Below are 26,801 nucleotides of genomic sequence, written 5' to 3'. Positions count from 1 at the left end.
ACGGGGCTTTTTTGTTTCTGTATGCTTGGGGTTCTTGCCAAACGGTCTTGAGCGTTTGGCGCTTTGCTTGCAGGGCTGTTTTGCAAGAGCCTGGTGTTTGTGGTTTTGATAACCCGCTGATCCGCGGGAGGCATAGCGATGAAATTCGTCGATGAAGTATCGATTTTTGTAAAAGCCGGTGACGGTGGTAACGGCATGATGAGCTTCCGCCGCGAGAAGTTTATCGAGAAGGGTGGTCCTAACGGTGGTGATGGTGGCGACGGCGGCTCGGTGTTTATCGAGGCGGTGGAGAACTTCAACACCTTGGTCGACTACCGCTATACCCGTCGCTTCAATGCGCAAAACGGTGAGAAAGGTGGCAGCACCGACTGTACCGGGCGCAAAGGCGATGACCTGATCCTGCCGGTGCCGGTTGGCACCACCGTGATCGACTCCGCGACTCAAGAGGTGATGGGCGACCTGACCAAGCCGGGTCAACGCCTTATGGTGGCGCAAGGTGGTTGGCACGGGCTGGGTAACACCCGCTTTAAATCCAGTACCAACCGCGCGCCGCGCCAGACCACGCCGGGTAAGCCGGGCGAGGCGCGTGACCTCAAGCTGGAGTTGAAGGTGCTGGCTGACGTCGGTCTGCTGGGCTTGCCGAACGCTGGTAAGAGCACCTTTATCCGTTCAGTGTCGGCGGCTAAGCCTAAGGTGGCGGATTATCCGTTCACCACCTTGGTGCCGAACCTGGGGGTGGTCAGTGTCGATCGCTACAAAAACTTCGTTATTGCCGATATTCCAGGTTTGATCGAGGGTGCGTCGGAAGGCGCGGGCTTGGGTATTCGCTTCCTTAAGCACTTGTCGCGTACCCGTCTGCTGCTGCACTTGGTTGACATGGCGCCGTTGGATCTGACCGATCCGGCCGAGGCAGCGGCCACTATTGTGGCGGAGCTGACTAAGTTCAGCCCGGCGCTGGCCGAGCGTGAGCGCTGGTTGGTGTTGAACAAGGCCGATCAGATTCTCGAAGAAGAGCAAGAGGCGCGCGTCGCTGAGATCGTGGAGCGTCTGCAGTGGACTGGTCCGGTCTATGTGATTTCGGCGCTGGCTCGTGAAGGCACTGAGCAGCTGTGCTACGACATTCTGGACTTCCTTGAGGCGCGCGCCGAGCGTATTAAGGAGAACCCAGAGTTCGCCGCAGAGTTGGCAGAGCTGGATTCGCGCATCGAGGATGAAGCGCGGGCACAACTGCAGGCCTTGGACGACAAGCGTGCGCTGCGTCGCTCCGGTGTGCGTGCAGTGGGGGATGCCGAAGAGGATGATAGCTTCTGGGACGAAGAAGATGCCGAGGACGGCCCGGAAATTATCTACGTCCGGGATTAAGCAACTATGTAAACGCCGCTTAATTGCGGCGTTTTTGTAATCACGGTTCGCTGCTAGGGTTGAGATCATGCGTGACAAGGTAACCGGCGCCCAGCGCTGGGTAGTGAAGATTGGTAGTGCGTTGCTCACCGCCGATGGGCGTGGCCTTGATCGGGCTGCCATGGCGGTCTGGGTCAAGCAGATGGTGGCGCTGCGCGAGCAGGGCGTTGAGCTGGTGCTGGTGTCCTCCGGGGCAGTGGCGGCGGGCATGAGTCGCCTCGGCTGGGCCTCGCGACCCAGTGCCATGCATGAGCTGCAGGCCGCTGCAGCGATTGGCCAGATGGCGCTGGTGCAGGCTTGGGAATCCAGCTTTGCTGAGTATGAGCGGCGCACCGCGCAAATCCTGCTGACCCATGACGATCTCTCCGACCGCAAGCGTTACCTGAACGCGCGCAGCACCCTGCGGACCTTGGTTGATCTGGATGTGGTGCCGGTCATCAACGAAAACGACACGGTGGTTACCGACGAGATCCGCTTTGGTGATAACGATACCTTGGCGGCGCTGGTGGCTAACCTGGTCGAGGCTGATCTGCTGGTGATCCTCACTGACCGCGACGGCATGTATAACGCCGATCCACGGCATAACCCCGATGCTGAGCTGATCTATGAAGCCCGTGCCGATGATCCTGCGTTGGATGCTGTCGCCGGTGGTGTGGGCGGCGCTTTGGGGCGCGGTGGCATGCAGACCAAGCTGCGCGCAGCGCGTTTGGCGGCGCGTTCGGGGGCGCATACGGTGATTGTCGGTGGCGCCATTGAGCAGGTGTTGGCGCGTCTGAAAGCGGGTGAGCGTCTGGGGACGCTGCTGGCGCCGGAGCGCAGTATGTTGGCTGCGCGTAAACAGTGGCTGGCTGGGCATCTGCAAACCCGTGGCACATTAGTGCTGGATGAGGGGGCAGCCAAGGCGTTGGTCAGCGGTACGAAAAGTTTGTTGCCGGTGGGGGTCAAGTCTCTGCAGGGTGGCTTCCGTCGTGGGGAGATGGTGGTGTGCGTGGCGCCGGATGGTCGGGAGATTGCCCGGGGCTTGGCTAACTACAGTGCCCTTGAGGCGCAAAAGATCATTGGCCAGCCTTCCGATGCGATTGAACGATTGTTGGGCTATGTTGGTGAGCCTGAGTTGGTTCATCGCGACAATATGATTTTGGTCTAGGGGCGGTTTATGCGTTTGTTAACAGGCTTGCTCGGTGCTTTAGCGTTGCTGCCGGCGGCGCTCATGGCCGAAGAAATTGGTGAGGTTTCCACGGTATTTAAGATGATCGGGCCGAACGACAAGATTGTTGTCGAGGCCTTCGATGATCCTAAGGTGCAAGGCGTAACCTGCTATTTGTCGCGGGCCAAGACCGGTGGTGTAAAAGGTGGTCTGGGTTTGGCTGAAGATCGCGCCGAAGCGTCGCTGGCTTGTCGTCAGGTCGGACCGATCAGTTTTGCCGGAAAACTCAAAGAAGGTGAAGAGGTGTTTCGCGAGCGCACTTCGCTGGTGTTCAAAACCATGCAAGTGGTGCGTTTCTTTGATCAGAAGCGCAACACCTTGGTCTACTTGGTTTACAGCGACCGCGTGATCGAGGGCAGTCCGCAGAATGCGGTGACTGCCATTCCGATTCTGCCCTGGCCTAAGGCGCAGTAGGCGGCGATGCTTCAACAAAAAATCCCGAAGCGATTCGGGATTTTTTTTGCTCGCGCTTTTTATTGGTCGGGCAGGTTATGGCAAGGCTCGGGGCTAAATCGCAGGCAATAAAAAACCGCCCTAGAGGCGGCTTTTTATTGAGCAGCAGTCAGTCGCGAACGGCTTAGGCCGCAGCAACTTCGCCCAGGGCCTTGATGTGGCCATTCAGGCGGCTCTTATGACGAGCTGCTTTGTTCTTGTGGATGATACCTTTGTCGGCCATGCGGTCGATCACTGGTACAGCCAGGGTGTAAGCGGTTTTTGCCAGATCAAGATCTTTGGCTTCGATAGCCTTAACAACGTTCTTGATGTAGGTACGAACCATGGAGCGCTGGCTGGCGTTATGGCTACGACGCTTCTCAGCCTGTTTGGCGCGTTTTTTGGCAGAAGGTGTATTGGCCACCGTCAAGCTCCTCGAAAAAAACTGGGGGGTTACAAACAAATAAGGCCGCGAATCATGCCGATATGAGGGAGAGCTGTCAAGCGTGTTGACTGATCCCTGTAAGAAGCCTACGAGCTGGTCTGACCAGTGGCGGGCCGCTACACTCGTTGCCTTTGCTCAACACCGGATGGTCCGGGGTGGGCTTGCTTGCGGAAGTCGAATTATTACATGAATTTGCTTAAGTCGTTGGCCGCCGTTAGTTCCATGACCATGCTTTCGCGGGTGTTGGGTTTTGTGCGCGACACCATCATCGCCCGCATCTTCGGCGCTGGCGTGGCCTCGGACGCTTTTGTGGTGGCCTTTAAACTGCCTAATTTATTACGCAGAATTTTTGCCGAGGGCGCTTTTTCCCAGGCATTTGTCCCGATTTTGGCCGAATACAAGACCCAGCAGGGCGATGAAGCGGCGCGCACTTTTGTCGCTTATGTCAGTGGCTTGCTGACTCTGGTGCTGGCCGTGATCACCTTGCTTGGGATCATTGCGGCGCCTTGGATCGTCTGGGTTTCGGCGCCGGGTTTTGCCGATGAAGCCGAGCGTTTTGCCCTCACCACCGATCTGCTGCGCATTACCTTTCCTTATATTTTGTTGATTTCCCTGTCGTCCCTGGTCGGGGCGGTGCTCAATACGTGGAACCGCTTTTCGGTGCCGGCTTTTGTGCCGACCTTGCTGAACATCAGCATGATCGTGTTTGCCCTGTTCCTGACTCCTTACTTTGATCCGCCGATCATGGCCTTGGGCTGGGCGGTGTTGGCCGGCGGCCTGTTGCAGTTGCTCTATCAACTGCCGCACCTGAAAAAGATCGGCATGCTCGTGCTGCCACGCTTGAACCTGCGTGACAGCGGCGTCTGGCGCGTACTGAAGCAGATGGGGCCGGCAATCTTTGGCGTGTCGGTAAGCCAGATCTCGCTGATCATCAATACCGTGTTCGCTTCGTTCTTAGTCGCCGGTTCCGTGTCGTGGATGTACTACGCCGACCGTTTGATGGAGTTGCCCGCCGGTGTGCTCGGTGTGGCGTTGGGCACCATCTTGTTGCCGGCGCTATCCAAAACCTATTCCGCCGCGAACCGTGAGGAGTACAGCAAGCTGCTCGATTGGGGCCTACGGCTGTGCTTTTTGCTGGTGCTGCCCAGTGCAGTGGCCCTGGCCATCCTGGCTGAGCCGCTGACTGTGGCGCTGTTTCAGTACGGCAAGTTCAGCGCCCATGACGCGCTGATGACTCAGCAGGCGCTGATCGCCTATTCGGTGGGGCTGCTGGGGATTATCTTGGTGAAGATCCTGGCACCGGGCTTCTATGCCCAACAAAACATCAAAACCCCGGTGCGTATCGCACTGATTACCTTGGTGGTAACTCAGGCCCTGAATCTGCTGTTTGTCTTCGTGATTCCCCTGGCTCATGCCGGTTTGGCCTTGGCCATCGGTCTGGCCGCCTGTTTGAATGCGGGGCTGCTGTATTGGCGCTTGCGCAAGGCCGACATGTTTAAGCCGCAAGCAGGCTGGCTGAAATTTATGCTCAAACTGGCGTTGGCGCTGGTGGCGATGGCCGCGGCGCTGCTGCTGGTTATGCACTATTTGCCGGCCTGGAGCGACGGCACCATGTTCTGGCGCCTGCTGCGTTTGGGCGCTCTGGTGGTGGTCGGTGCCCTGAGTTATTTCGCTGTGCTGCTGCTACTGGGCATGCGCCTGCGTGATTTTGCCCGACGCGCCGTGCTTTGATTGACTGTGCGGTGCGCTTGGCGCCTGTTGTCGGCGCCACTGTGTGCGTATAATCGGCCACTTTATGAGCAAGAAGCGCGTTATGCAGCTGGTTCGAGGTCTTCACAACCTGCGGCCCCTGAATCGGGGCTGCGTCGCCACTATCGGCAATTTCGACGGCGTCCATCGTGGCCATCAGGCTATTTTGGCGCGTTTGCGTGAGCGCTCGGCCGAGTTAGGCGTCCCCAGCTGCGTGGTGATTTTTGAGCCGCAGCCGCGTGAGTTTTTTACCCCGGACGGCGCGCCGCCGCGCTTGAGTCGCCTGCGCGACAAGGTCGCCTTGCTCACTGCCCAGGGTGTAGACCGGGTGTTGTGCCTGGCCTTTAACCGCCGTTTGCGTGAACTCAGCGCCGCTGAGTTTGTTCAGCAAGTGCTGGTCGACGGCCTCGCCGTGCAGCACTTGGAAGTCGGTGATGACTTCCGTTTTGGTTGTGATCGCGCCGGCGATTTCGCCTTTTTGGCCGAGGCCGGCGCCCGCGAAGGTTTTACCGTTGAAGCCGCGCATACCGTTGAGCTGGATGGCCTGCGGGTCAGCAGCACTGGGGTGCGCAGCGCCTTGGCTAACGGCGATTTCGTTCTGGCTGAGCATTTGCTCGGTCGCCCGTTTGTGATCACCGGGCGTGTGTTGCACGGGCAGAAACTTGGCCGTCAGCTCAATGCCCCCACCGCCAACGTGCAGCTCAAACGCAAACGCGTGCCGCTCAAAGGTGTGTATCTGGTCAGTGCGCAGGTCGATGGCAAGGTTTACCCCGGCGTCGCCAATATCGGCGTAAGACCGAGCGTGGCCGGCGATGGCAGTGCGCACCTAGAAGTACATTTGTTGGATTTTGCCGGTGATTTGTATGGCCGGCGTTTGCCGGTGACGTTCCACCGCAAGCTGCGTGATGAGCAGCGTTTTGCCTCCCTTGAGGCGCTTAAAGCGGCCATTGCCGCCGATATTGCCGCCGCCCGTGCCCACTGGCAGGGCCAACCGCTTAAGTGAAGAGCCTGAGATGACCGACTACAAAGCCACGCTAAATCTGCCCGACACCCAGTTTCCGATGAAGGCCGGTCTGCCCCAGCGCGAGCCGCAGATTCTGCAGCGCTGGAACGATATTGGCCTGTATCAGAAGCTGCGCGCGCAAGGCGAGGGCCGGCCTAAGTTCGTCCTGCACGACGGCCCGCCCTATGCCAACGGCAGCATCCATATCGGTCACGCGCTGAACAAGATTCTCAAGGACATCATCACCCGCTCGAAAACGCTGGCCGGCTTTGACGCGCCTTACGTACCGGGTTGGGACTGCCACGGCCTGCCGATTGAGCACAAGGTGGAAACCACCTTTGGCAAAAATCAGCCAGCGGATCTCACCCGCGAGCGTTGCCGCGCTTATGCCTCGGAACAAGTGGAAGAGCAGAAAGCCGGCTTTATCCGCTTAGGCGTATTGGGCGAGTGGGACAATCCGTACCTGACCATGAACTTCACCAACGAAGCCGGGGAAATCCGCGCGTTGGCGGAAATCGTCAAGCACGGTTTTGTGTTCAAGGGCCTGAAGCCGGTTAACTTCTGCTTCGATTGCGGTTCGGCCCTGGCTGAGGCTGAGGTGGAGTATCAGGACAAAAAGTCCGATGCCATCGACGTCGCCTTCCCGGTGGAAGATGCCGACAAGCTGGCTGCCGCCTTCGGTCTGGCCAGCCTGAGCAAACCCACCAGCATCGTGATCTGGACCACCACGCCGTGGACCATCCCGGCTAACCAGGCGTTGAACGTCCATCCAGAGTTCACTTACGCCCTGGTCGATGTCGGCGACAAGCTGCTGCTGCTGGCTGAAGAACTGGTGGAAAGCTGCCTGGCCCGTTACGACCTGCAAGGTGAAGTGATCGCCACTGCGCAAGGCTCGGCGCTGGAGCTGATCCGCTTCCGTCATCCGTTCTACGAGCGTTTCTCGCCGGTGTACCTGGCTGAATACGTTGAGCTCGGCGCCGGTACTGGCGTGGTGCACTCGGCTCCAGCGTATGGTGAGGACGACTTCCGCACCTGCAAGCAATATGGCATGAGCAACGACGACATCCTCAACCCGGTGCAGAGCAACGGCGTGTATGTCGACACCCTGCCGTTCTTCGGTGGCCAGTTTATCTGGAAGGCCAACCTGAACGTGGTTGAAAAACTGCAAGAAGTCGGTGCGCTGCTGAAGCACGCGGTCATCTCGCACAGCTACATGCACTGCTGGCGTCACAAAACACCACTGATCTACCGCGCCACCGCACAGTGGTTCGTGGGGATGGACAAGCAGCCTAACGAGGGCGCGACTCTGCGTGAGCGCTCCTTGGCTGCCATCGAGCAAACTCAGTTTGTTCCGGCTTGGGGCCAGGCGCGCCTGCACAGCATGATCGCCGGGCGCCCGGACTGGTGCATCTCGCGTCAGCGTAACTGGGGCGTGCCGATCCCGTTCTTCACCCATAAAGAAACCGGCGAGCTGCATCCGCGCACCGTCGAGCTGATGGAAGAAGTGGCCAAGCGCGTGGAGCAGGCGGGTATCGAAGCCTGGTTCAAACTGGACGCTGCCGAACTGCTTGGTGCCGAAGCCGCTCAGTACGACAAAGGCCGCGACACCCTGGACGTGTGGTTCGACTCCGGCACCACTCACTGGCACGTGCTGCGTGGTTCCCATCCGCTCGGCCACACTGACGGCCCGCGCGCGGATCTGTATCTGGAAGGCAGCGACCAACACCGCGGCTGGTTCCACTCGTCCCTGCTGACTGGCTGCGCCATCGACGGCCACGCGCCGTACAAAGAGCTGCTGACCCACGGCTTTACTGTGGATGAGCAAGGCCGTAAGCAGTCGAAATCCTTGGGCAACGTGGTTGCACCGCAGAAAGTCATCGACAGCCTGGGCGCCGACATTCTGCGTCTGTGGGTCGCTTCCACCGATTATTCCGGTGAGATGGCGGTGTCCGATCAGATCCTGCAGCGCAGCGCCGATGCCTATCGCCGCATCCGTAACACCGCGCGCTTCCTGCTCTCTAACCTGAGCGGCTTTGACCCGGCGCAGCACCTGTTGCCGGCGGCCGATATGCTGGCGCTGGATCGCTGGGCAGTGGACCGTGCGCTGTTGCTGCAACGTGAGCTGGAAGAAGCTTACGGCACTTATCGCTTCTGGAACGTGTACCAGAAGGTGCACAACTTCTGCGTGCAGGAGCTGGGCGGCTTCTACCTCGACATCATCAAAGACCGTCAGTACACCACCCAGGCTGATAGCGTGGCGCGCCGTTCGTGCCAGAGCGCGTTGTTCCATATTGCTGAAGCGCTGGTGCGGTGGATCGCGCCGGTGCTGTCCTTCACTGCGGACGAGCTGTGGCAGTACCTGCCGGGCGAGCGCAACGAGTCAGTGATGCTCAACACCTGGTATCAGGGCCTGACCGAGCTGCCGGCGGATGCCGAGCTGGGCCGCGAGTTCTGGGAGCAGGTCATGGCGGTTAAAGCCGCGGTCAACAAAGAGCTGGAAAACCAGCGCGCGGCCAAAGCCATCGGCGGTAACCTGCAAGCCGAAGTGACCCTGTACGGCGAAGACAGCCTGATCAACAACCTGCAAAAACTCGGCAACGAGCTGCGCTTTGTCTTGATCACCTCTACCGCCAGCCTGGCGCCACTGAGCAGCGCTCCTGCCGCGGCGGTGGGCACTGACGTCCCTGGCCTGAAGCTGCAAGTGCTGAAGTCTGGTCACGCCAAGTGCGCGCGTTGCTGGCATCACCGCGAGGACGTCGGTGTGAACCCGGCGCATCCGGAAATCTGTGGCCGCTGTGTGGATAACATCGAAGGCGCCGGCGAGGTTCGTCACTATGCCTAATACCAGTCGTTTCGGCCGTTTGGCATGGCTGTGGTTGACGCTGTTGGTGTTTGTACTGGATCAGGCGACGAAGTTTTACTTCGATAACAACCTGACCATGTATCAGCAAATTGAGGTGATTCCGGGCTACTTCAGCTGGACCTTGGCTTACAACACCGGCGCGGCGTTCAGCTTTTTGTCCGATGCAGGCGGCTGGCAACGTTGGTTCTTTACCGGTATCGCCGTGGTGGTCAGTGCGGTACTGGTGGTTTGGCTGAAGCGCTTAAAGGCCCATGAAACCTGGCTGGCGGTAGCGCTGGCACTGGTGCTGGGCGGCGCCTTGGGCAATCTGGTGGATCGGGTGATCTTCGGTCACGTGGTGGACTTTATTCTGGTTCACCGTCATACCACTTGGTATTTCCCCGCGTTTAACCTGGCCGATAGCGCCATTACTTGCGGCGCCATCCTGCTGGCCCTGGATATGTTTAAAAGCGGCAAGTCCGCAGAGAAGTCCCATGAGTGAATTAGTAATTGGCCCGCAGACCCAAGTGACTCTGCACTTCGCCCTTAAACTGCAAAACGGCGATGTGGTCGATAGCACCTTTGATAAAGATCCGGCGACCTTCAAGGTCGGTGATGGCAACCTGCTGCCGGGTTTTGAGCAGGCTATCTTCGGTCTTAAGGCGGGCGATAAGCGCAGCGTTGAGATCGGCCCCGAACAAGGCTTCGGCCAGGGTAACCCGCAAAACGTGCAGGTCATGCCGCGCAGTCAATTCGACGGCATGGAGCTGTCCGAAGGCCTGCTGGTGATCTTTAACGATGCTGCCAACACCGAGCTGCCCGGTGTGGTGAAGGCCTTTGATGACAACGTCGTCACCATCGACTTCAACCATCCGTTGGCGGGCAAGCAACTGAGTTTTGATGTTGAAATTATCGCGGTGCAGGCGCTCTAACGCCCAATTGCCGCCTGTAAGGGCGGCAGACCAACGGCGGTATTGCGCCGCCGGTAACCGCCAGTCCGCCGTTACACTTAGCCCATCTGCGCTTTTGTGCTTGCCGAGATAGCCGCCATGCAAATCAAACTCGCCAACCCCCGTGGCTTTTGCGCCGGCGTCGACCGCGCGATCGAGATCGTTAACCGCGCCTTGGAAGTGTTCGGCCCGCCGATCTATGTGCGTCATGAAGTGGTGCACAACAAGTTTGTGGTCGAAGACCTGCGCAATCGTGGCGCGATCTTCGTCGAGGAGCTGGATCAGGTTCCCGATGATTTCATCGTCATCTTCAGCGCCCACGGCGTATCCCAGGCGGTGCGCCAAGAGGCCGAACGCCGTGGCCTGAAGATCTTCGATGCGACTTGTCCACTGGTGACCAAGGTGCACTTGGAAGTGGTGCGCTATAGCCGCGAAGGCCGCGAATGTGTGCTGATCGGCCACGAAGGCCACCCGGAAGTCGAAGGCACCATGGGCCAGTACGACACCCGTAATGGTGGCGCGATCTACTTGGTGGAAGACGAAGACGACGTGGCGCACTTGCAGGTGCGTAACCCCGAGGCGCTGGCCTTTGTCACCCAGACCACTCTGTCGATGGACGACACCAGTAAGGTTATCGACGCCCTGCGGCAGCGTTTCCCGGCCATTGGCGGGCCACGCAAAGATGACATCTGCTATGCCACGCAAAACCGCCAGGATGCGGTGAAGCAACTGGCCGATGAGTGTGATGTGTTGCTGGTGGTCGGCAGCCCCAACAGCTCCAACTCCAACCGCCTGCGTGAGCTGGCCGAGCGCATGGGCACCCCGGCGCACCTGATTGATGGTGCTGAGGACTTGCAACAAGCCTGGTTCAACGGCGCCAACAAAGTCGGCATCACCGCCGGCGCCTCGGCACCGGAAGTACTGGTGCAGGGCGTGATTCAGCAGCTCAGCGAGTGGGGCGCCAGCAACGCCGAAGAGCTGCAAGGCCGTCCGGAGAATGTGACCTTCTCCATGCCTAAAGAACTGCGGGTTAAGCAGCTCTAAGGCCGCAGCCGCACATAAACCGGCGCCCAATAAAAAGCCCCAGTGTTTGCGCACTGGGGCTTTTTTATGCCACGCGTTACAGGCCGCGGCAGCTACTGTTCCATACGTCGGCGGTTAAGAAGCCGGGAGCAGTTGCACCATTGGTAGCCCCGCGGACTCCGACGGAGTTTAGGGTTAGGGTCCCACGCCCAGCCAGGCGGCTGTTGGCTAATGGTGTGGCAGTTAAGGTGTATTCGGTAGGGGTTACTTGCGTCAGGGCAATAGCGAACTGTGGATTACCGTCGACAGGGCTGCGGTTGTAGCCCCAATCACCTAACCGAGTGTTGGCATCGTCTGTCGTTTCTGTAGCTCCCCGATAGCGGTTGTTTTGTGCACGGAAGCTTTCCATACGGCCGGCAGCGCCTGCTAATACGCCCTTGGCGTCCTCGCAGGCGCTACGGGCTAAGTAGCCGTTGTAGTTGGGCAGGGCGATCGCAGCGAGCACGGCGATGATGGTGATTGCAATCATCAGCTCGATCAGGGTGAAGCCTTGTTCAGAGGTGCTATTCATAGTGATCCTTAATTCATCTCGGCTTCATCAATCCAATACATTTTGCCCTGAGCAGGCATATCAACTTCTTCGATAGTGTCGGGGCTGAGGATCACCGAGCAGGTGTTGCCGATACAGATTTGCTCAGGTTGTGGCGGAATACCGGAGGTTTTTAAGTTTTCCGTGCGGGCATCCACTGAGGGCGTGCCCTGATACCACTTGGTATAGGGGGCTGCATCGAAGAGGTCTACGGCATACCCGCGTGAAGTGCCGAACACCGCTTTGCAGCTATTACTCGCCGTGGCGCTTCCGGGGGTGTAGGTGTTAAAGAAGATCACACTGTCTTGGCCGGTGGTCAGCGAGCGGGTCAGGATCTTCTCGCCGTTGTTGACCATCTTGATATACCAGCCGCCTTTACCCACCTGTGCGTCTGGGTTGAGCTTGGCCTTCACCGCGTCACTGCTGGTCTGATCGGTAATGTCGCTGAACAGTCTTGTGGTGGTGTCAAACATATCCGCCGTGGTGATGGTGCCTTCGCCGCCAGAACCCAAGAAATTGGTGCGGAACGAGTAGAAGATATCTTCAGTACCAACCTCCAACGGATGGCCGCGGTGGCCGGAGCCAATATTCACCGACAAGGTCAGGCGACCGTCGTGATTAAGCAAGGCAGCATCGGGCTCGTTGTAGAAACGCCGTAGATTCTTCAGCTTACCGGCGGCATCCAAGGTGGCGTACTCGGTATCGGTTGGCACAGCCCTGGCGAAGATACCGTCGCCCGAGGTGCCGCCAGCGGTTACTAGTGCGCCGGACTTGCTGTTGTTAATAAAGAAGCGCCAGACCTGGCCACCCATATCTCCGATAAAGAATTGATCAGCCAGCTGTTCTTTATCGACCTCAAGTTGGCCATTGGTCCCGACATTGAGGTCAATGACCCGCACGTTGCCGGGCATGCTGTATTTCATTTTTGCCAGGTTTAGGGTGTGACCAGCATTGTTACCGGCGGACCAGATCAGTGCGCCGGTTTTGGCATTGACGATATAGACGGCGTTACCCATCTCGTCTTCACGGCGAGCCTTGACGTCGTCTTGTTTGGGATCGTAGCCACCGGAGAAGATCAGCACATCGGTGGGGGTAGTGTCGTTGCCAATCTTGATGCGGGTTTTAACCGGAGCAGACCAAGTTTGGCCGAGACGTTCGAAACCTGCCGTCTCGCCGCCTTTGATATACCACATGAGTTTCGGGCTGGCCCGGTTGGTGACGTCGAGGGCATACACATTGCGCCCACCACGGCCCATGGTGACATAGGCGTAAACAAACTCTCCGGTTTGGGCAGTGGTATCGCCGGGGTTGTTAAGGATCTTGCCGTCGCCACTGGCGTCGTTAGTCCACAGCACCACGGGGTTGTCTAAGCCATAGCGGCGCGGTGCAATGCTGGAGGTTTTGTTGTTCTCTTTGAGCAGCTTGATATTGCCCAGCAGCTCTTGCGGCATAAAGGCAAATTGTTCAACGCCAGTCGAGGTATTGAAGGCGTGTAAGAAGCCTTCGTTGGTGCCGATAAAGGCTGTTTGGTCCGCCTCTGTACAGACGTTATTGGTCACGGTGTGACAGCTATAGGTGGCCAAGCGTGGCGAAGAGTGAATTGGATCACCTAAGGCCTTACGTTGGTTGCTAGTGGCCGGATCGAGGCCGCGAATGTAGTCAATCAGTTCGCCGCGTTCAGTGGCGGTGCTGGCACCGAGTAAATCGGTGGTGATAGCGGTGTTAGCACTGGCCAGTTGCTGTAGAACCGTATTGCTGGTGGGGGCGTTGCCCACATAAGTCAGGACTTTGCGCGAACCTGCCGCCGGCAGGGCTGACGCCGCACCACCTGCAGCAGTGTTATTACCATCCGCTGTGTTGGACCAGAAACTCCTCGCCCCGTCAGCAAATTGCCCAGTCAACGGGTCTACGGCTGGTAGGTTGTTGGCATCGGCGATATGAGGGCTGTACACGCCATCGGCGTTGTACTGGGCGAAGCGATAGCGCTTCAGATTACCCGGCCAGCGGTTGTACTCCTGTGGACGGAACAGCGAGAAATACAGCTCGTCTTTGTTGTCCGAACGCTCGAAGGAGTTAACCGGGGCGCTGGCGCTGACGAAGCTGGTGTCGGTAGCCAATACTTCTTGAATGATGCGGTTAAAGGCGTCGCTCAATTCGCTGGCGCTTTCTGCGGTGCTGAATGAGCCGCCGCCGTTTGTTGCTACCTCACGAAGGAATTTCTTGATGCTGGGGCTGGACGTGCCACTAGCATCCAAGGCAAAGCCTACGGTGTGGGTGGTAATAAAGTTGTCGCCAGCGATGGACGATTGATCATTGGTCAAAATCCACTTCGCCAAGGTCCTGGCACATTTCTCGTCATTGATCGCGCCCTCCCTGCTACAGCTACCGGCGAGGGACTCGATGTCGGAAATCACTGAGTCTTGGTAGCCGCTGGCCTGGCCGTCGGTCAGTAGCACTATGTGGTTGGCCTGGCAGGCGCTATTGATCGGCGATGGGCGGTTAGCCACGCTGTTGCGTAAGTATCTCACCGCATCCCAGTACGTCGGCACTATAGGTGTACCGTCGCCAGCCACCATGGATTGCACCAGGGAGTTGACCTGATTACGCACCGTGCGGATCAGGCCACCGTTGCGAATTTTCAGGCGCAAACGGACGGACTGGGCAGGGTTACTCTCAAACGAGCGGGCGAGCAGAGTACTGGTCGCGGTTGGACGGATAAACATATTCAGAGCCCCGCCAGCCTGCCAAGCAGAGTTGGCGAAGATGCTATTAAGGTCGCTGTTTAAGCTGCTGATATCACAGGTGACAGGTTGGTTTGCATCCCAGCCCGTGTTGTTGTCGATGGTGCAGGTGGCGTTGGTGGTACGGTTAGTACGGCCACTAAAGTTATTGTTGGTGGCGCTGAAAGTACTGGCTGCTGGCGAACTTTGAAAACTGATCTGATGTGTGAGTGAGGGGGTGGCTACGGTTGCTGCAGGCGTTAGGATGACCTGCGCGCTGAGAATCTCTGCATTACGACCGATAGGCAGATTTTCAAAACGAGCGCCAAGTTGATTGGTGGTTAGTGGCAAGGTGGTCGCGCCGAGGTTTACCGACCCAGCAGCCGACTGATAACCATCATTAGCGCTCGCGGTAATGCGGGTATCAATGATGGAGTTGAAGCAACCATTTTCTCCCCCGGTATAGCTAATGGTCAGGGTCGGTTGCAGGCCTCCGGAGCCATCAAAGCTATGAGCACTACGGGTGCCGCTGCCCGCAGTCGGTGACAGGTAAAACGCCATGGCATTGTTGCCGCACCAGCCAGTGCTCGATACCACCTCTTGCACCAGTGCAGTAACGTCAGGCCCCTCAATCGGTTCCGGGGTGGCTTGATTAGGCCACTCAGCCGGGGTCCAGGTAGTTAATGCTGTGGTTTTACTGCGGCTATTCAAGTTGCTGCCATTAACGAAAGCCGTAGCATCATCCGCGCGTTCAGCGCGCACCTCAAATGTGACTGGGTTGGCGTTAGCGGCTGCTGGCACAAAGTTAAGGGTGGCGCCTGTGACTGTCGCCCCCTGTGGGATGCCCACATTCTGGAAGCGTAAAGCGCCCATGCGTTGCTCAGGTACGAGCCCGTCTGCGGTGTAATTAATCACCAACTTGGGTTGGTTACCGGTCGAGCAGTCTTGAACACAGAATTTGTAATCTTGAGTGCTGGTGTTGTTGATGCTGGTGTTGCCTAAGCGTACGAATACCCCTTGGATAGGGTTGGTGGTTGGTGTTGCGGCTTTAAGCGTTTGTATCGCGTTGGTGACGTTAATGGCGACACGGTTACCCGATATCCAGCCGTTGACTTGGACGTTAGCGGCTGATTGATAGGTTCGGCTACCTAAGGGGTTGTTGTCGTTCAGAGCGGCAGGGTTTTTATCGTTCTGCATCTGCACGTTAATGTAGGGATTGCGATTGCTGTTGTTAGGTGAGTTATTCGGTGTGATCTCGATAAAGGCGCTGGTGATGGTCGCGCCGGCTGGGATGTTCAGCCCTTGGAAGTGAAACAAGCCTACGTTGCCTAGACTGCGGCGCAGGTTAAGTTCAGTTTGCACTGTGTTGTCGGTGCAAACTGCACCGTTGGGGCGAGATGGCGGCGAAAAGCGGCAGGCATATTCGGTACTAGTGGTAGGGCGGGTAGTGGTGACTGTTTTAAGGTAAAAGCTGCCGGTGGTGGTCAGCTGCGATTCAGCCTGCCCAGGTATGGGGTGAGTGGCATCAATTACCCCCATGACTAAGGCCGGGTCATTAATCACTGCACTGCCCAAGGGATAAATGGCCTGCACAGCATCGTCGGCACTTTGTAGAATTTCTGGCGTGCTGGCGACTAGGTCAACGTCGTCGGCAAGTTGTTTGTCGATGTATTCGACCGGATACACATAGCGGCTGTTGCCATATGCGCTACGCGAGTTAAGCACCATGACACCCACGTTAATGTCGTTGGTGTTGGCCATGATGTCAGCGAACGAGTTTTTCAATACCTGTAAGCGCGAAGTCTGACTGCCTGTGGCGGTATTGTTGCTGTCGAGTCGCCAGTTCATTGAGCCCGAGTTATCCAGAATAAATAGGACGTTAGGGCGAATGCCTTCATCAATAGTTGGGCCACCGAAGAAGATTTCAGTGTCGTCGGCGTAACTCAAGCTGGCGCTTAGGAGCAATGTGCTGGCCGCAGTTGCGCATAGGCCAGTGCGCAGTTTTTTTATCATTGAGCGCTGCATTTCAGGTCTCCAAAGAGTCATTTTTTACTGGCCGGTGCGGGTTAAATAACCCATGCGGTGGCGGCTACGAGCCGCGTTGTCAGCGTCGGTGCTGGTACGGCTTTCGCTGCTCACATGGTGGCAGACGAAGACAAATCCAGCGCCAACGGCGAGTGAGCCACCTAGGCAGTTGCCGACAACTGTGGTGCTGACTTGGTATTGCGCTTCAGCGCCTGCGCTCTGCCAGCCACTGGGCGTTGCAGACTCTGTTTCAAAGTTGTTCAACCAGACCGCCAAGCCACTCTCCGCTGCCTGGAAGGCCGTGTTGGCCTCTTGTGCGTTGCTGGCCATGCGTTGTTGCAGGGTTGAGGTGGTCGCCGCGGTGATCGCAATAATGGTTAGCAGCAACAACAGGATCAGGCTGACCAGTAGGGCCACGCCGCGTTGGTGATTAGCTGGCTTCACAGGCGATTCCTCAGCTCAATTACGGAGGTAAACAAGCGTGGCTGCTCGAACTCACCGCGTGAGTCGGTGACGGCTAAGGTCACTTGAATTTGCCTGACTAGGCCCATGTCAGCAGTGGTAGCAGTTTTGATGCAGTTATTGGCGCCGCAGGACTGGATATATTGGATCGACTGGATATTGGTATTCGCCGCCACCTGCTGGCTGGCGCCGGTGTTTGGATCTCGCATACACAGGTTGGCCTGGCAATTACTGAAGATGATCTGGTAAGGCTCCAGTTTGTTATTCGCGCAATCGCGATATTTAAACGCACCGCTGGGGTTCGGCCGGGCATAGCTAAACACCAGCGAGCTCGCTGTACCGTTGATCGCGTTTGCCGGGAATTTGATGTCGACGGTTGCGTTTGGGGATTGGTACGAGACATTGGTTTCAGTTTCGCTGCTGGTGCTTACGCAACCTTGGTAGCCAGCGCGCCGTGCCTCTTGGGCAATCAGCTCCATGACCACGCGGCCGGTTTCCTGGACTCGGGCCAGTTCATTGCTGGTGCGGTCTGAGTTTGAGGTGTTGATAAACAGTTGCATCACTCCGAGCAGCAGAATAGTGCTGAGCAAGAGGGTGACCATCAGCTCGATCAGTGACAGGCCGGATTGCTGATTAAGTGATCTCATGGGTTTATCCGCTGGCTATAAAACGCACGGCCGTCCCTTGCCACTCCACATACGCTGGTGTTTTCACTGGCTGTAAGTGCGAGGCCGGGCTCTTGCCAAAAGATCGCTAGGCAATAATTACTCGCGGTCACTTGCTGGATAACGGCTGTTGCGCCCGGCAAGTTAGCTTGGAGATTCCCCGACCACCTGAATAAGTCGAGGCGGGCTGTATCCGCCGCGTTGCACCCTGCGCTGTTATCCGCGCAGCCTGGGTCGGTAGCCGTAGCTGGATTGCCTGCATAGGCGCTGAGTTGAGTGCGGTTGAGGCGCATGCGCTCTGCCAGATCATAAGCGGCGACGGTAGCGGCACTACGCAGTGCTGCACCTTGGCTGGACTGGAGGCTGGCCATCATCAAGGTCGCCATGCCGAGCAAGCCAATGGCTAAGACAAACAAGGCAATCAGCACTTCAATCAAGCTGAAACCACGATTGCTGCGCGAGGTTCTACTTAGCATCCCTGGTTACCTCGCAGGCTAGTAACCTGGCCGATGATATTGATGCAAATATTTCGCCCGGTGGCCGGCTTAGCGGCATCACGGTCATCGAAAATACGGAATTGGGGGTTGTTCTGTTGGGTGCGGCCGTTGCCCTGATAGACCAATTCACTAAGTGTGCTGGTGATCTGTACGCCATTGCGAGTGGCAGGAATCACGCGTAGGAGCACGGTATCGTTCAAGACGATGATGCCGTCATGCCAATTACCATTTGCGGTGCAGGTCTGTTGATCGGTACTGGGGCATACCCGGATATTTTTGCGCTTACTGGCCGCCTCGCTTCTGGCCATTTGCAAAGCCCCAAGCAAAGCGTTGCTAGTCGTCACAATGCGGTTATCCAGAATCATGCTTTGAAATGCCGGGATGCCAACCGCACCTAGCACCGCCATGATGGCGATCGCAATCATCAATTCAACGAGCGTGAAGCCCTTAGTACGACGCATAAACACTTCCCGGTATGAGCTCGCCATAGAGTAAAAGGGGGGCGAGTTAAAGCCAGCATACCGAGACAAACGTGCAAAAACCGCGACGAGCTGCTGGCTATGTGCACGTCACAGCAGAAATCTTCACTTTGCTTTGTATCCGCCCTAGGCTGTTGATGGTGATTTGCCTGACAGGCTGGCCTTGGTAGCAGAGGGTGAATGTGCCGTTTAAGCCGTTGGGGGTTCCGTTAGTTTTGAACTGAACATAAGGGCGCTGGCGGAAGTTACTCCATTGCCAGCTATAGCCGCTGGCGATCTCAAGTTGGCGTAGCAACTTGTCATCGCTATCGAGCTGACCGTTTAGGTTGCGGTCTTTAAAGATCAGCAACGTCCCGGTCCAGATCCTTGTCTTACGACAGCTTTGTAGGCCCGGACAGATAGACACCTGGCTGTGCTCCAACACGGCGGCGCTGCGTCCGTATTGGAGTGCGCCGAGCAGTTGGTTGAGGGCTTGCACCTGTTGCTGTGTTTGCATAATTGAGATGATGGCCGGCACGGCCTGGCTTAGCACTATGCTCAATACAGCTAGGCAAATAACCAGTTCGATAAGGCCGATCCCGACTTGATAGGTTCTCATCCTGAGATTCCTGCGCGTCCATGGGAACGTATGTTGTAGCTGGTTTTTATGTGTTTTTGACGGTGGGGTGGTGTTAGGTGCACGTGTTGGTAATTGGTGGTGGCGCGATTGGTTTGATGAGCGCACTCAATTTGGCAGCTGCTGGCTGCCAAGTAACCCTGGTTGAGTCAGGCCGCTGTGGCCAAGAGTCTTCTTGGGCTGGTGGCGGGATTGTTTCGCCGCTGTACCCGTGGCGCTACAACGCGGCGGTGACGGCGTTGGCTCATTGGTCGCAGGATTTTTACCCGCGATTAGCTGAAGAGTTATTGGCCCGCACGGGGCTCGACCCGCAAGTGCATGTCACCGGTCTGTATTGGTTGGATCTGGACGACGAAGCCGAGGCCCTCGCCTGGGCGCAGCGTGAGGGGCGTTCCTTGCAGGCGCTGCCGGCCAGCAGTGTGCAGGCGCGAGTCAGTGCCTTGGCCGATGGTTATCAACGGGCGCTGTATATGCCGGGTGTGGCCAATGTGCGCAATCCGCGTTTGGTTAAAGCCTTGCGCGCGGCTCTTGAGCGCATGGGCAATGTGCGGATTATTGAAAACAGCCCTGTCGAGGGGTTTATCCATGAGTCTGGACGCGTCGTCGGTGTGCGCTGCCAGGATGCTGAGCTGCGCGCTGAACGGGTGGTGCTCTGTGCGGGTGCGTGGAGCGGTGAGCTGCTCGCGGGATTAGGCTTGCACCTGCCGGTGGAGCCGGTGAAGGGGCAGATGATTCTGTACAAATGCGCCGAGGACTTTCTGCCGGCCATGGTCTTGGCCAAGGGGCGCTATGCGATTCCCCGGCGCGACGGGCATATCTTGGTGGGCAGCACCTTGGAGCATTGCGGCTTCGATAAAACCCCCACCGCTGATGCGCTGGCCAGTCTTGCCGCATCTGCTACGGCGCTGTTGCCGCAGTTGGCCGAGGCCGAGCGCGTCGGCCATTGGGCGGGGCTGCGGCCGGGCTCGCCGGAAGGTATTCCTTATATAGGTGAAGTGCCGGGGCATGCCGGGCTGTGGCTGAACTGCGGGCATTACCGCAATGGTTTGGTGCTGGCGCCGGCGTCTTGTCAGTTGCTCGCGGACTTGCTGCTGCAGCGTGCGCCGGTGCTGGACCCGGCGCCTTACGCGGTGGCCGGGCGACTCGGCTAAGGCAGCTTGCTGCGCTAGCAGGGCTTGGATGTTGGCGTCATCTGTTGGAAAGTATCGGCGGGGTGGCCCGCGCCGATACTTTCCACTAGTCGCTAGTCGCTAGTCGCTAGTCGATGCCGAGCTTCTTTAGCCGATAGCGCATGGAGCGGAAGCTCAAGCCTAAGCGTTGGGCCGCCGCCGTGCGGTTCCAGCGGGTTTCTTCCAGGGCCTGGACGATCAGCTTGCGCTCGATGCCTTCCAGATAGTCTTCCAGGTTATTGACCAGCGCCAGGCTCGCCTCGCTGTTGTCGCTGGGGCTGCCGCTCTCGGCCAGGCGCAGGTCACAGGCATTGATGCATTCGTCCTCACACAGGGTGTAGGCGCGCTCCAGCATGTTTTCCAACTCACGCACGTTCCCCGGGAAGCGGTAGTTCTTGAGCTTTTCCAGGGCGTCGTCGGTCAGCTTGGCGGCAGGCAAGCCGCTGTTCTGCGCCAAGCGTTTGAGCATGATGGTGGTGAGCAAGCCGATGTCTTCGCGGCGTTCGCGCAGCGGCGGCACACGCAGCTCAATGACGTTGAGGCGGTAGTACAGGTCCTGGCGGAAGCGCCCGGCGGCGACTTCCTCGGCCAGGTCTTTGTGGGTGGCGCAGAGGATGCGCACATCGACGATTTGTTCTTGCTGAGCGCCTACCGTGCGCACGGCTTTTTCCTGAATCGCACGGAGCAACTTCACCTGCATATGCAGTGGCAGGTCGGCCACCTCATCAAGGAACAAGGTGCCGCCGTTGGCACTTTGGAACAGCCCTTGTTTGTCTTCGATGGCGCCGCTGAAGCTGCCTTTTTTATGACCGAAGAATTCGCTTTCCATCAACTCAGTGGGAATCGCCCCGCAGTTGACCGCAATAAAGCCTTGCTCGCCGCGCGAGCCTTGTTCGTGGATCAGGCGCGCCACCAGCTCTTTACCGCTGCCGGATTCGCCACTGATATAAACCGGTGCCTGACTGCGGGCCAGCTTGAGGATTTGCTTGCGCATCTGCTGCATGGGCGGCGAGTCGCCGAGCAAGCGGCTGTCCACTGGCAGCTCAGGCGTATCTTTGCTGCGCAGGCGCAGGGCGGCGCTGACCAGCTCACGCAGGCGGCTTAAGTCCACCGGTTTGGTGACAAAATCAAAGGCGCCAGCCTTTAGTGCATTGATCGCCGTATCCAGGCTGCCGTAAGCGGTGATCATCGCCACCGGCAGTTGCGGGTGACGCAACTGAATATGCTGCACCAACTCCAAACCGGTGCCGTCAGGCAGGCGCATGTCGGTCAGGCACAGATCAAACGGCTCCTTGGCCAACCACTCACGCGCTTCCTTAACATTGCGTGCACTGCGGGTGTCGAGCTTCATGCGGCCGAGGGTGATTTCCAGCAGCTCGCGGATATCCGGCTCGTCGTCAACGATCAGCGCTCTTTGGCGGTTCATGGTCAGCTCAGTTTACGCGGGTGGGCAAAGGTGATTCGCAGGCAGCTACCGCCGCCTTCGCGCAGTTTATATTCGAGGTGGGCTTGGTTACTGGCGCACAGTTCACGGGATATATACAAACCCAAGCCCGTGCCCTTGCTTTCGGTGGTGTAGAAGGGCTCGAACAAGTGCGAGAGCTGCTCGGGAGCAATCCCCGGGCCATCGTCGAGCACCTCCAGCACCGGCAGGTCGCTGCTGACATCACGATAGAGGTTGAGCCACACCTGGCCTTTGCCATGGTCTTTGGCGCTGTAACGCAGGCCGTTCTCGACCAGGTTGCTGATCACCTGGGTCAGTTGGTTGGGGTCCATTCGCGTGTGCAGACTGCCGCTGCCGGTTTGCAGATGCAGTTGCTGATCCGCCGGGGCGCTGTCGCGAAACTCACTGACAAAACGGTGCAGCCAGTATTTTAAATCCAGCAGCTGTGGCTCGGCCTGGCGGCGGCGCGACAGTTGCAGCACGTTCTCGATGACCAGATCCATGCGCCGCGAGTGATCTTGAATAATCTGCGCCAAGCGCAGGTCGGCGCCTTGCAAATCTTCGGACTCTTGCAGCAGTTGCGCGGCGTGGCTGATGGCGCCCAGGGGGTTGCGGATTTCATGGGCAATGCCAGCGGTTAAGCGGCCTAAGGAAGCGAGCTTGAGCTGCTGCGCCTGTTGGGCGATTTCCGAGCTGTCGTCGAGGAATACCAAGGTGTGATGCTGGGCGCCGCGCTGCAATAAGGTAAAGCTGGGTTGCAGCTCGCGGCCATTGGGCGCGACTTGCAGGTTGCCGGGGCGCAGGCTGGGGTTGTGCTGCCACTGCTGCAAGCGCTTGATCAACTCGGGGCAGTGCGGGTCGAGGATCTTGCCGCTGAGTTCGGCGTGACCGAGTAGCAGGTTGGCGCCTTGGTTGGCCAGCAGCACCCGGCGTTGTTCATCCAGCACCAGGATACCGGTGCGCATACGCTGCAAGATCAGGGTGTTTAGTGCTTCAAGGTTGGCCACATCAGTGGCGCGCTGCTCGGCCAAACTTTCACTGGCGTGCAGGCGGCGGGTCAGGCCTTGGACGAAGAGGGCGGCGGCAAAGCACAGCGCGCCCAAGGTGCCGACCTGAACATATTGCCCGGCTGCAGCCGGGTGGCCGAGGCTGAGGTAGAAGGTCAGGTAAATCATGCCGATCGAGGCAACAGCGGCGATCAGCAAGCCGATGCGTCCATGCAGCAGGATATTGGCGATGGCCACTGCCACGATCAGCAAGGTACCGATGCCGCTGGGCGCGCCGCCGGCGCTATAAAACAGGCCGCACAGCAACAGCACATCGACCAGCGCTAGGCTAAATACCTGAGCCAGCTGTTTCGGCTGGCGTGCGCTAATGATGATGACGATATTGAGGATCAGGTACAGCCAGCAGCCGCTGCGAAACAGCTGGGCGTGGGCCAGCTCCAACAGTTGGGAGTCAAACTCGCTGGACACCAGCAGCGCCAAGGCGGCGCCGATGACCAAGCGATATAGGTGATAAAGGCGTAGTACGCGCCAACTATGCTTCTCGCTAAGCGAGAGGTTAGCGGGCATTACGCGTTGGGCCTTGCTCAAGATGGGCCTGGCTGCAGTACCACTTATCGTCCAGCTGCAAGGCCTGCTGGCGTGGCAAGTGCACGGCGCAGTGGGCGCAGCGCACCATCGGGGTGGGCTCAAGGGACGGCTTGGCAGCGCTTTGGCGTGCCAGCGAAGCCTGTTTAAAACGGCGCCACAGCCAAAAGGCCGCAGCGATCAAGGCGATCCAGAACAACAAGCGTAACAGGCCCATGGCGTGCTCTTTCTAACAATAAGGCCGCAGTTTAGCTAACCCATCTGACGGCGCCCAGCTCTGGGTCAATAGACGGTGCAATGTCAGCGCAAGCGGCGCGTTTTAATCGGTTTGAGTTGAGGTTTTCGCCTTCGCTAGAGCCGGCGCTGGCCTCGCCAATCGGCGCTTAAGCCGCAGCCGGCAAACAGCGGGCATTAAAAAAGGAGGCCGGAGCCTCCTTTTTAAGCGCTAGGGGGTTGGCCTAGGGCGTGTTAGTCGAACAGGCCGAAGGTCAGGTAGCTGAAGAACGAACGGCTCTTTTCTTCTTCAACCACGCCGGCTTTGAGATCGTCAGGGATTTGCTCTTCAGCTTCTTCGTACTGCTTGATCACGTCTTGGCTGGCGCGGGTTTCGCCCGGTGGCAGCGGTGTTTCGGTTTCGATCAGGCCCAAGGTCAGCTTAGCCAGCCAGGAGCGCTCGTTTTCGTCGGCGGTCTGCGGCACGAACTTACCGTCCACCAGGCTTGGGTGGTCCGGATAGTTGAGCTTGAGGGTTTCCAAGCTGGTGGCGGCCAGATCATCCAGGGTCAGGTGCTGGTAGGCCTCGGTCATGACGGCCAGGCCATCACCCACCGATGGGGTTTCCTGGAAGTTTTCCACCACATAACGGCCACGGTTTGCTGCGGCCACGTAGGCACGGCGGGTCAGGTAGTAGTCCGCGACGTGAATTTCATAGGCGGCCAGCAGGTTGCGCAGGTAGATCATGCGCTGCTTGGCATCCGGGGCATAGCGGCTGCTGGGGTAGCGGCTGGTGAGCTGGGCGAACTCGTTGTACGAGTCGCGGGCCGCACCCGGGTCACGCTTGGTCATGTCCAGCGGCACGAAGCGCGCGACTAGGCCGCGGTCCTGGTCGAACGAGGCCAAACCTTTGAGGTAGTAGGCGTAGTCGACGTTGGCGTGCTGCGGGTGCAGACGGATAAAACGATCAGCGGCGGAGCGCGCGGCTTCCGGCTCAGCGTTTTTGTAGTTGGCGTAGATCAGCTCAAGCTGAGCTTGCTCGGCATAACGGCCGAACGGATAACGCGACTCCAGCGCCTTCAACTTGGCGACTGCGCTGGTGTAGCTATTATTGTCCAGATCGGCTTGCGCCTGCTGGTAGAGCTCGGCTTCGCTCAGGTTTTCGTCAACCACCTCCTTGGAGGAACAGGCGGCGGTTAGGGCGAGGATTGCGATCAGCAGCAGGTGTTTCACTTGCATGGCGGCTTGCGTCCCTGTGACGGCGGCTGTCTTGAGCAAAGCCGTCCTGTTATGATTAGCGCCCCCCTGGTATGTCTGGGGCAAAGACGCCGTATTTAACCACAAGCCTGTGGCCGAAACCAAAGGCTACGCCTTCCTCTCGTATTGAGCATGTCCTCTATTAATAAGCAGCTTATTCAACTGAACGCCGAGGTGCCCTCTGATATGGGCGGTCAACGCCTCGATCAAGTCGCCGCACTCCTGTTTGCCGAGCACTCGCGTTCGCGTCTGTCTGCCTGGATCAAAGAGGGCTTGCTGACCGTCGACGGCGCCGTGGCCCGGCCACGGGATATCGTCCATGGCGGCTCGCTGCTGGCTCTGCAAGCCGAGCAAGAAGCCCAAGGCGAGTGGATCGCCCAAGACATCGAGCTGAATATCGTCTACGAAGACGAGCAGATTCTGGTCATCGACAAGCCGGCTGGCTTAGTCGTGCACCCGGCTGCCGGCCATGCCGATGGCACTTTATTGAATGCCCTGCTGCACCATGTGCCGGACATTATTAATGTGCCGCGCGCGGGCATCGTGCACCGTCTGGATAAAGACACCACCGGTTTGATGGTGGTGGCCAAGACCATCGAAGCGCAAACCCGCTTGGTCGACCAGCTGCAAAAGCGCACGGTCAGCCGCATCTATGAGTGCATCGTGATCGGTGTGATTCCGTCTGGCGGCAAGATCAACGCGCCGATTGGCCGCAGCTCCTCGCAGCGTCAACGCATGGCGGTGAGCGATGGTGGCAAGCCGGCGATCACCCACTATCGGGTGCTGGAGCGCTTCCGCTCGCACACCCATAGCCGGGTCAAGCTGGAAACCGGCCGCACCCACCAAATCCGCGTGCACATGAGCCATATCGGTTACCCGCTGGTGGGTGACCCGGTCTACGCCGGGCGTTTTCGTATTCCGCCGGCAGCCAACCCGAGTATGGTGCAGACGCTTAAAGACTTCCCGCGCCAGGCTCTGCATGCGCGCTTCTTGGAGCTGGATCACCCCACCACAGGTGAGCGCATGAAATGGCAGTCGCCGCTGCCTGATGATTTTGTGTGGTTGCTGACGCTGCTGCGTCAGGACCGCGAAGCATTTATTGGATAAGCCCCTATGCACGATTGGTTGACGCCCCAGTGGCCCGCTGCGGCTCGAGTTAAAAGTTGCGTCACCAGTCGTACCGGTGGGGTGAGTGTGGCGCCTTACGCCAGTTTCAATCTGGGTGATCATGTGGGCGATGACCCGCGCTCGGTGGCGAAAAACCGCGAGCGTTTGGTCAGCCTGCTGGGTTGCCAGCCGGCGTGGCTGCAACAGGTGCATGGCACGGCGGTGGCCGAGGCTGATCCGACGCAAGTGGTGAGCGCCGATGCCAGCTGTACCAGCCAGCGTGGCGTGGCCTGCGCCGTGCTGACGGCCGACTGTTTACCGGTGTTGTTCTGTGATCGTGCTGGCACCCGCGTCGGCGCTGCCCATGCCGGCTGGCGTGGACTGGCTGGCGGGGTGCTGGAAGCCACCGTGGCGCAGTTGGATCTGCCGGCGGAAAACGTCTTGGCCTGGCTCGGTCCGGCCATCGGCAATCAAGCCTTTGAAGTCGGTCCTGAAGTGCGTGAGGCTTTTATCAGCCAGCATGCGGCGGCTCGCGAAGCCTTTGTGCCGAGCAACAACGCTGGCAAGTTTATCGCCGACATTTACCAACTCGCCCGTATCCGTCTGGCTGCTCAGGGCATTATCGCCGTGTATGGCGGCGGTCTGTGCACCTACAATGACCCGCGTTTTTACTCCTACCGGCGTGCCGCGCAAACCGGGCGTTTTGCCAGTTTGATCTGGCTGGTTGATTGAGCTGGGTTTTGCCCAGCCTCGCGGCCACATTTATTTAGCCCCCAGGGCTTGCGTTGATTTGTCTGACGAAGCGCTCAAGGGCGCTGTTTGTCTGCCTTTGCTGCCATTGAACTGATCCAAGTCAATGGTCGCCACCTTGAAACCCGATTTATCGTCCTCATCTACTCTGCATCAGCAGGCTT

General features: G+C 58.4%; 24 protein-coding genes. 12 read left to right on the top strand and 12 right to left on the bottom strand.

Features of this window, described 5'->3' with window-relative positions:
- Positions 1-138 precede the first annotated feature (138 nt).
- The 3 genes from cgtA to NTD81_RS13660 all read left to right on the top strand — a co-directional run bounded on the left by cgtA (position 139) and on the right by NTD81_RS13660 (position 3,022).
- On the top strand, positions 139-1,362 hold the full coding sequence (gene cgtA, locus NTD81_RS13670) for an Obg family GTPase CgtA (RefSeq protein WP_262183118.1): 1,224 nt from the start codon (positions 139-141) through the stop codon (positions 1,360-1,362).
- A gap of 67 nt (positions 1,363-1,429) precedes the next feature.
- Positions 1,430-2,548 (top strand): glutamate 5-kinase, encoded by a 1,119-nt coding sequence (gene proB, locus NTD81_RS13665; protein WP_262183117.1) that lies wholly within the window; start codon positions 1,430-1,432, stop codon positions 2,546-2,548.
- A gap of 9 nt (positions 2,549-2,557) precedes the next feature.
- A complete protein-coding gene (locus NTD81_RS13660) occupies positions 2,558-3,022 on the top strand; it encodes a CreA family protein (RefSeq protein WP_262183116.1) in 465 nt (154 codons plus the stop codon).
- Between the two features lie 163 nt (positions 3,023-3,185).
- Here the strand turns inward: NTD81_RS13660 and rpsT are convergent, their stop codons facing one another.
- Entirely contained in the window at positions 3,186-3,464 is a 279-nt protein-coding gene (gene rpsT, locus NTD81_RS13655) for a 30S ribosomal protein S20 (RefSeq protein ID WP_262183115.1), read from the bottom strand.
- 207 nt (positions 3,465-3,671) lie between these two features.
- Here rpsT and murJ point away from each other — a divergent pair, with 207 nt between their 5' ends.
- The 6 genes from murJ (at position 3,672) to ispH (ending at position 11,073) form a co-directional block, all read left to right on the top strand.
- A complete protein-coding gene (gene murJ, locus NTD81_RS13650) occupies positions 3,672-5,216 on the top strand; it encodes a murein biosynthesis integral membrane protein MurJ (RefSeq protein ID WP_262183113.1) in 1,545 nt (514 codons plus the stop codon).
- An 82-nt stretch (positions 5,217-5,298) separates the two neighbouring features.
- Positions 5,299-6,237: a bifunctional riboflavin kinase/FAD synthetase gene (gene ribF, locus NTD81_RS13645; protein WP_262183112.1), complete on the top strand. Its 939-nt coding sequence runs from the start codon at positions 5,299-5,301 to the stop codon at positions 6,235-6,237.
- Between the two features lie 10 nt (positions 6,238-6,247).
- Positions 6,248-9,079 (top strand): isoleucine--tRNA ligase, encoded by a 2,832-nt coding sequence (ileS, locus tag NTD81_RS13640; RefSeq protein ID WP_262183111.1) that lies wholly within the window; start codon positions 6,248-6,250, stop codon positions 9,077-9,079.
- Entirely contained in the window at positions 9,072-9,581 is a 510-nt protein-coding gene (lspA, locus tag NTD81_RS13635; RefSeq protein WP_262183110.1) for a signal peptidase II, read from the top strand. Before ileS ends, lspA begins: the two co-directional genes overlap by 8 nt.
- Positions 9,574-10,011 carry a peptidylprolyl isomerase gene (locus NTD81_RS13630; protein WP_262183109.1) on the top strand — a complete coding sequence of 146 codons (438 nt, stop codon included), beginning with the start codon at positions 9,574-9,576 and terminating at the stop codon, positions 10,009-10,011. Before lspA ends, NTD81_RS13630 begins: the two co-directional genes overlap by 8 nt.
- 117 nt (positions 10,012-10,128) lie before the next feature.
- Complete coding sequence (ispH, locus tag NTD81_RS13625; RefSeq protein WP_262183108.1) at positions 10,129-11,073, top strand: 4-hydroxy-3-methylbut-2-enyl diphosphate reductase; 945 nt, start codon at positions 10,129-10,131, stop codon at positions 11,071-11,073.
- Between the two features lie 76 nt (positions 11,074-11,149).
- Here ispH and NTD81_RS13620 read toward each other — a convergent pair whose 3' ends face one another.
- The 7 genes from NTD81_RS13620 to NTD81_RS13585 all read right to left on the bottom strand — a co-directional run bounded on the left by NTD81_RS13620 (position 11,150) and on the right by NTD81_RS13585 (position 19,087).
- Positions 11,150-11,623: a type IV pilin protein gene (locus NTD81_RS13620; RefSeq protein WP_315974695.1), complete on the bottom strand. Its 474-nt coding sequence runs from the start codon at positions 11,621-11,623 to the stop codon at positions 11,150-11,152.
- 8 nt (positions 11,624-11,631) lie between these two features.
- Positions 11,632-16,374, bottom strand: a complete 4,743-nt coding sequence (locus tag NTD81_RS13610; protein ID WP_262183107.1) for a PilC/PilY family type IV pilus protein — start codon at positions 16,372-16,374, stop codon at positions 11,632-11,634.
- A gap of 36 nt (positions 16,375-16,410) precedes the next feature.
- A complete protein-coding gene (locus NTD81_RS13605; protein WP_262183106.1) occupies positions 16,411-16,830 on the bottom strand; it encodes a pilus assembly PilX N-terminal domain-containing protein in 420 nt (139 codons plus the stop codon).
- Positions 16,827-17,495: a PilW family protein gene (locus tag NTD81_RS13600; RefSeq protein WP_262183105.1), complete on the bottom strand. Its 669-nt coding sequence runs from the start codon at positions 17,493-17,495 to the stop codon at positions 16,827-16,829. The genes NTD81_RS13605 and NTD81_RS13600 overlap by 4 nt, the downstream gene beginning before the upstream one ends.
- A complete protein-coding gene (gene pilV / locus NTD81_RS13595) occupies positions 17,492-17,989 on the bottom strand; it encodes a type IV pilus modification protein PilV (protein ID WP_262183104.1) in 498 nt (165 codons plus the stop codon). The genes NTD81_RS13600 and pilV overlap by 4 nt, the downstream gene beginning before the upstream one ends.
- Entirely contained in the window at positions 17,983-18,471 is a 489-nt protein-coding gene (locus NTD81_RS13590; protein ID WP_262183103.1) for a GspH/FimT family pseudopilin, read from the bottom strand. Before NTD81_RS13590 ends, pilV begins: the two co-directional genes overlap by 7 nt.
- Before the next feature lie 97 nt (positions 18,472-18,568).
- Positions 18,569-19,087 carry a GspH/FimT family pseudopilin gene (locus NTD81_RS13585; protein ID WP_262183102.1) on the bottom strand — a complete coding sequence of 173 codons (519 nt, stop codon included), beginning with the start codon at positions 19,085-19,087 and terminating at the stop codon, positions 18,569-18,571.
- A gap of 77 nt (positions 19,088-19,164) precedes the next feature.
- On the opposite strand from NTD81_RS13585, the gene thiO reads away from it, so the two are divergent.
- Entirely contained in the window at positions 19,165-20,256 is a 1,092-nt protein-coding gene (gene thiO, locus NTD81_RS13580; protein WP_262183101.1) for a glycine oxidase ThiO, read from the top strand.
- 106 nt (positions 20,257-20,362) lie between these two features.
- Here thiO and NTD81_RS13575 read toward each other — a convergent pair whose 3' ends face one another.
- The 4 genes from NTD81_RS13575 to NTD81_RS13560 form a co-directional block, all read right to left on the bottom strand.
- A complete protein-coding gene (locus tag NTD81_RS13575; RefSeq protein WP_262183100.1) occupies positions 20,363-21,700 on the bottom strand; it encodes a sigma-54-dependent transcriptional regulator in 1,338 nt (445 codons plus the stop codon).
- Between the two features lie 2 nt (positions 21,701-21,702).
- Positions 21,703-23,292 carry a sensor histidine kinase gene (locus tag NTD81_RS13570; protein WP_262183099.1) on the bottom strand — a complete coding sequence of 530 codons (1,590 nt, stop codon included), beginning with the start codon at positions 23,290-23,292 and terminating at the stop codon, positions 21,703-21,705.
- Entirely contained in the window at positions 23,282-23,521 is a 240-nt protein-coding gene (locus tag NTD81_RS13565) for a PP0621 family protein (protein WP_262183540.1), read from the bottom strand. The genes NTD81_RS13570 and NTD81_RS13565 overlap by 11 nt, the downstream gene beginning before the upstream one ends.
- Before the next feature lie 257 nt (positions 23,522-23,778).
- Complete coding sequence (locus tag NTD81_RS13560; protein ID WP_262183098.1) at positions 23,779-24,762, bottom strand: outer membrane protein assembly factor BamD; 984 nt, start codon at positions 24,760-24,762, stop codon at positions 23,779-23,781.
- A gap of 150 nt (positions 24,763-24,912) precedes the next feature.
- Between NTD81_RS13560 and rluD the strand changes: the two genes are divergently transcribed.
- Both rluD and pgeF read left to right on the top strand, forming a co-directional pair.
- Positions 24,913-25,887 (top strand): 23S rRNA pseudouridine(1911/1915/1917) synthase RluD, encoded by a 975-nt coding sequence (rluD, locus tag NTD81_RS13555; protein ID WP_262183097.1) that lies wholly within the window; start codon positions 24,913-24,915, stop codon positions 25,885-25,887.
- A gap of 6 nt (positions 25,888-25,893) precedes the next feature.
- Complete coding sequence (gene pgeF, locus NTD81_RS13550) at positions 25,894-26,619, top strand: peptidoglycan editing factor PgeF (RefSeq protein WP_262183096.1); 726 nt, start codon at positions 25,894-25,896, stop codon at positions 26,617-26,619.
- The last annotated feature ends 182 nt before the right edge of the window (positions 26,620-26,801 follow it).

The organism is Pseudomonas sp. 5P_3.1_Bac2 (assembly GCF_025465995.1).
Classification (GTDB): domain Bacteria; phylum Pseudomonadota; class Gammaproteobacteria; order Pseudomonadales; family Pseudomonadaceae; genus Aquipseudomonas.
Note: the sequence above shows the minus strand (reverse complement) of the source record. Positions and strands in the feature narration are given on the sequence as shown.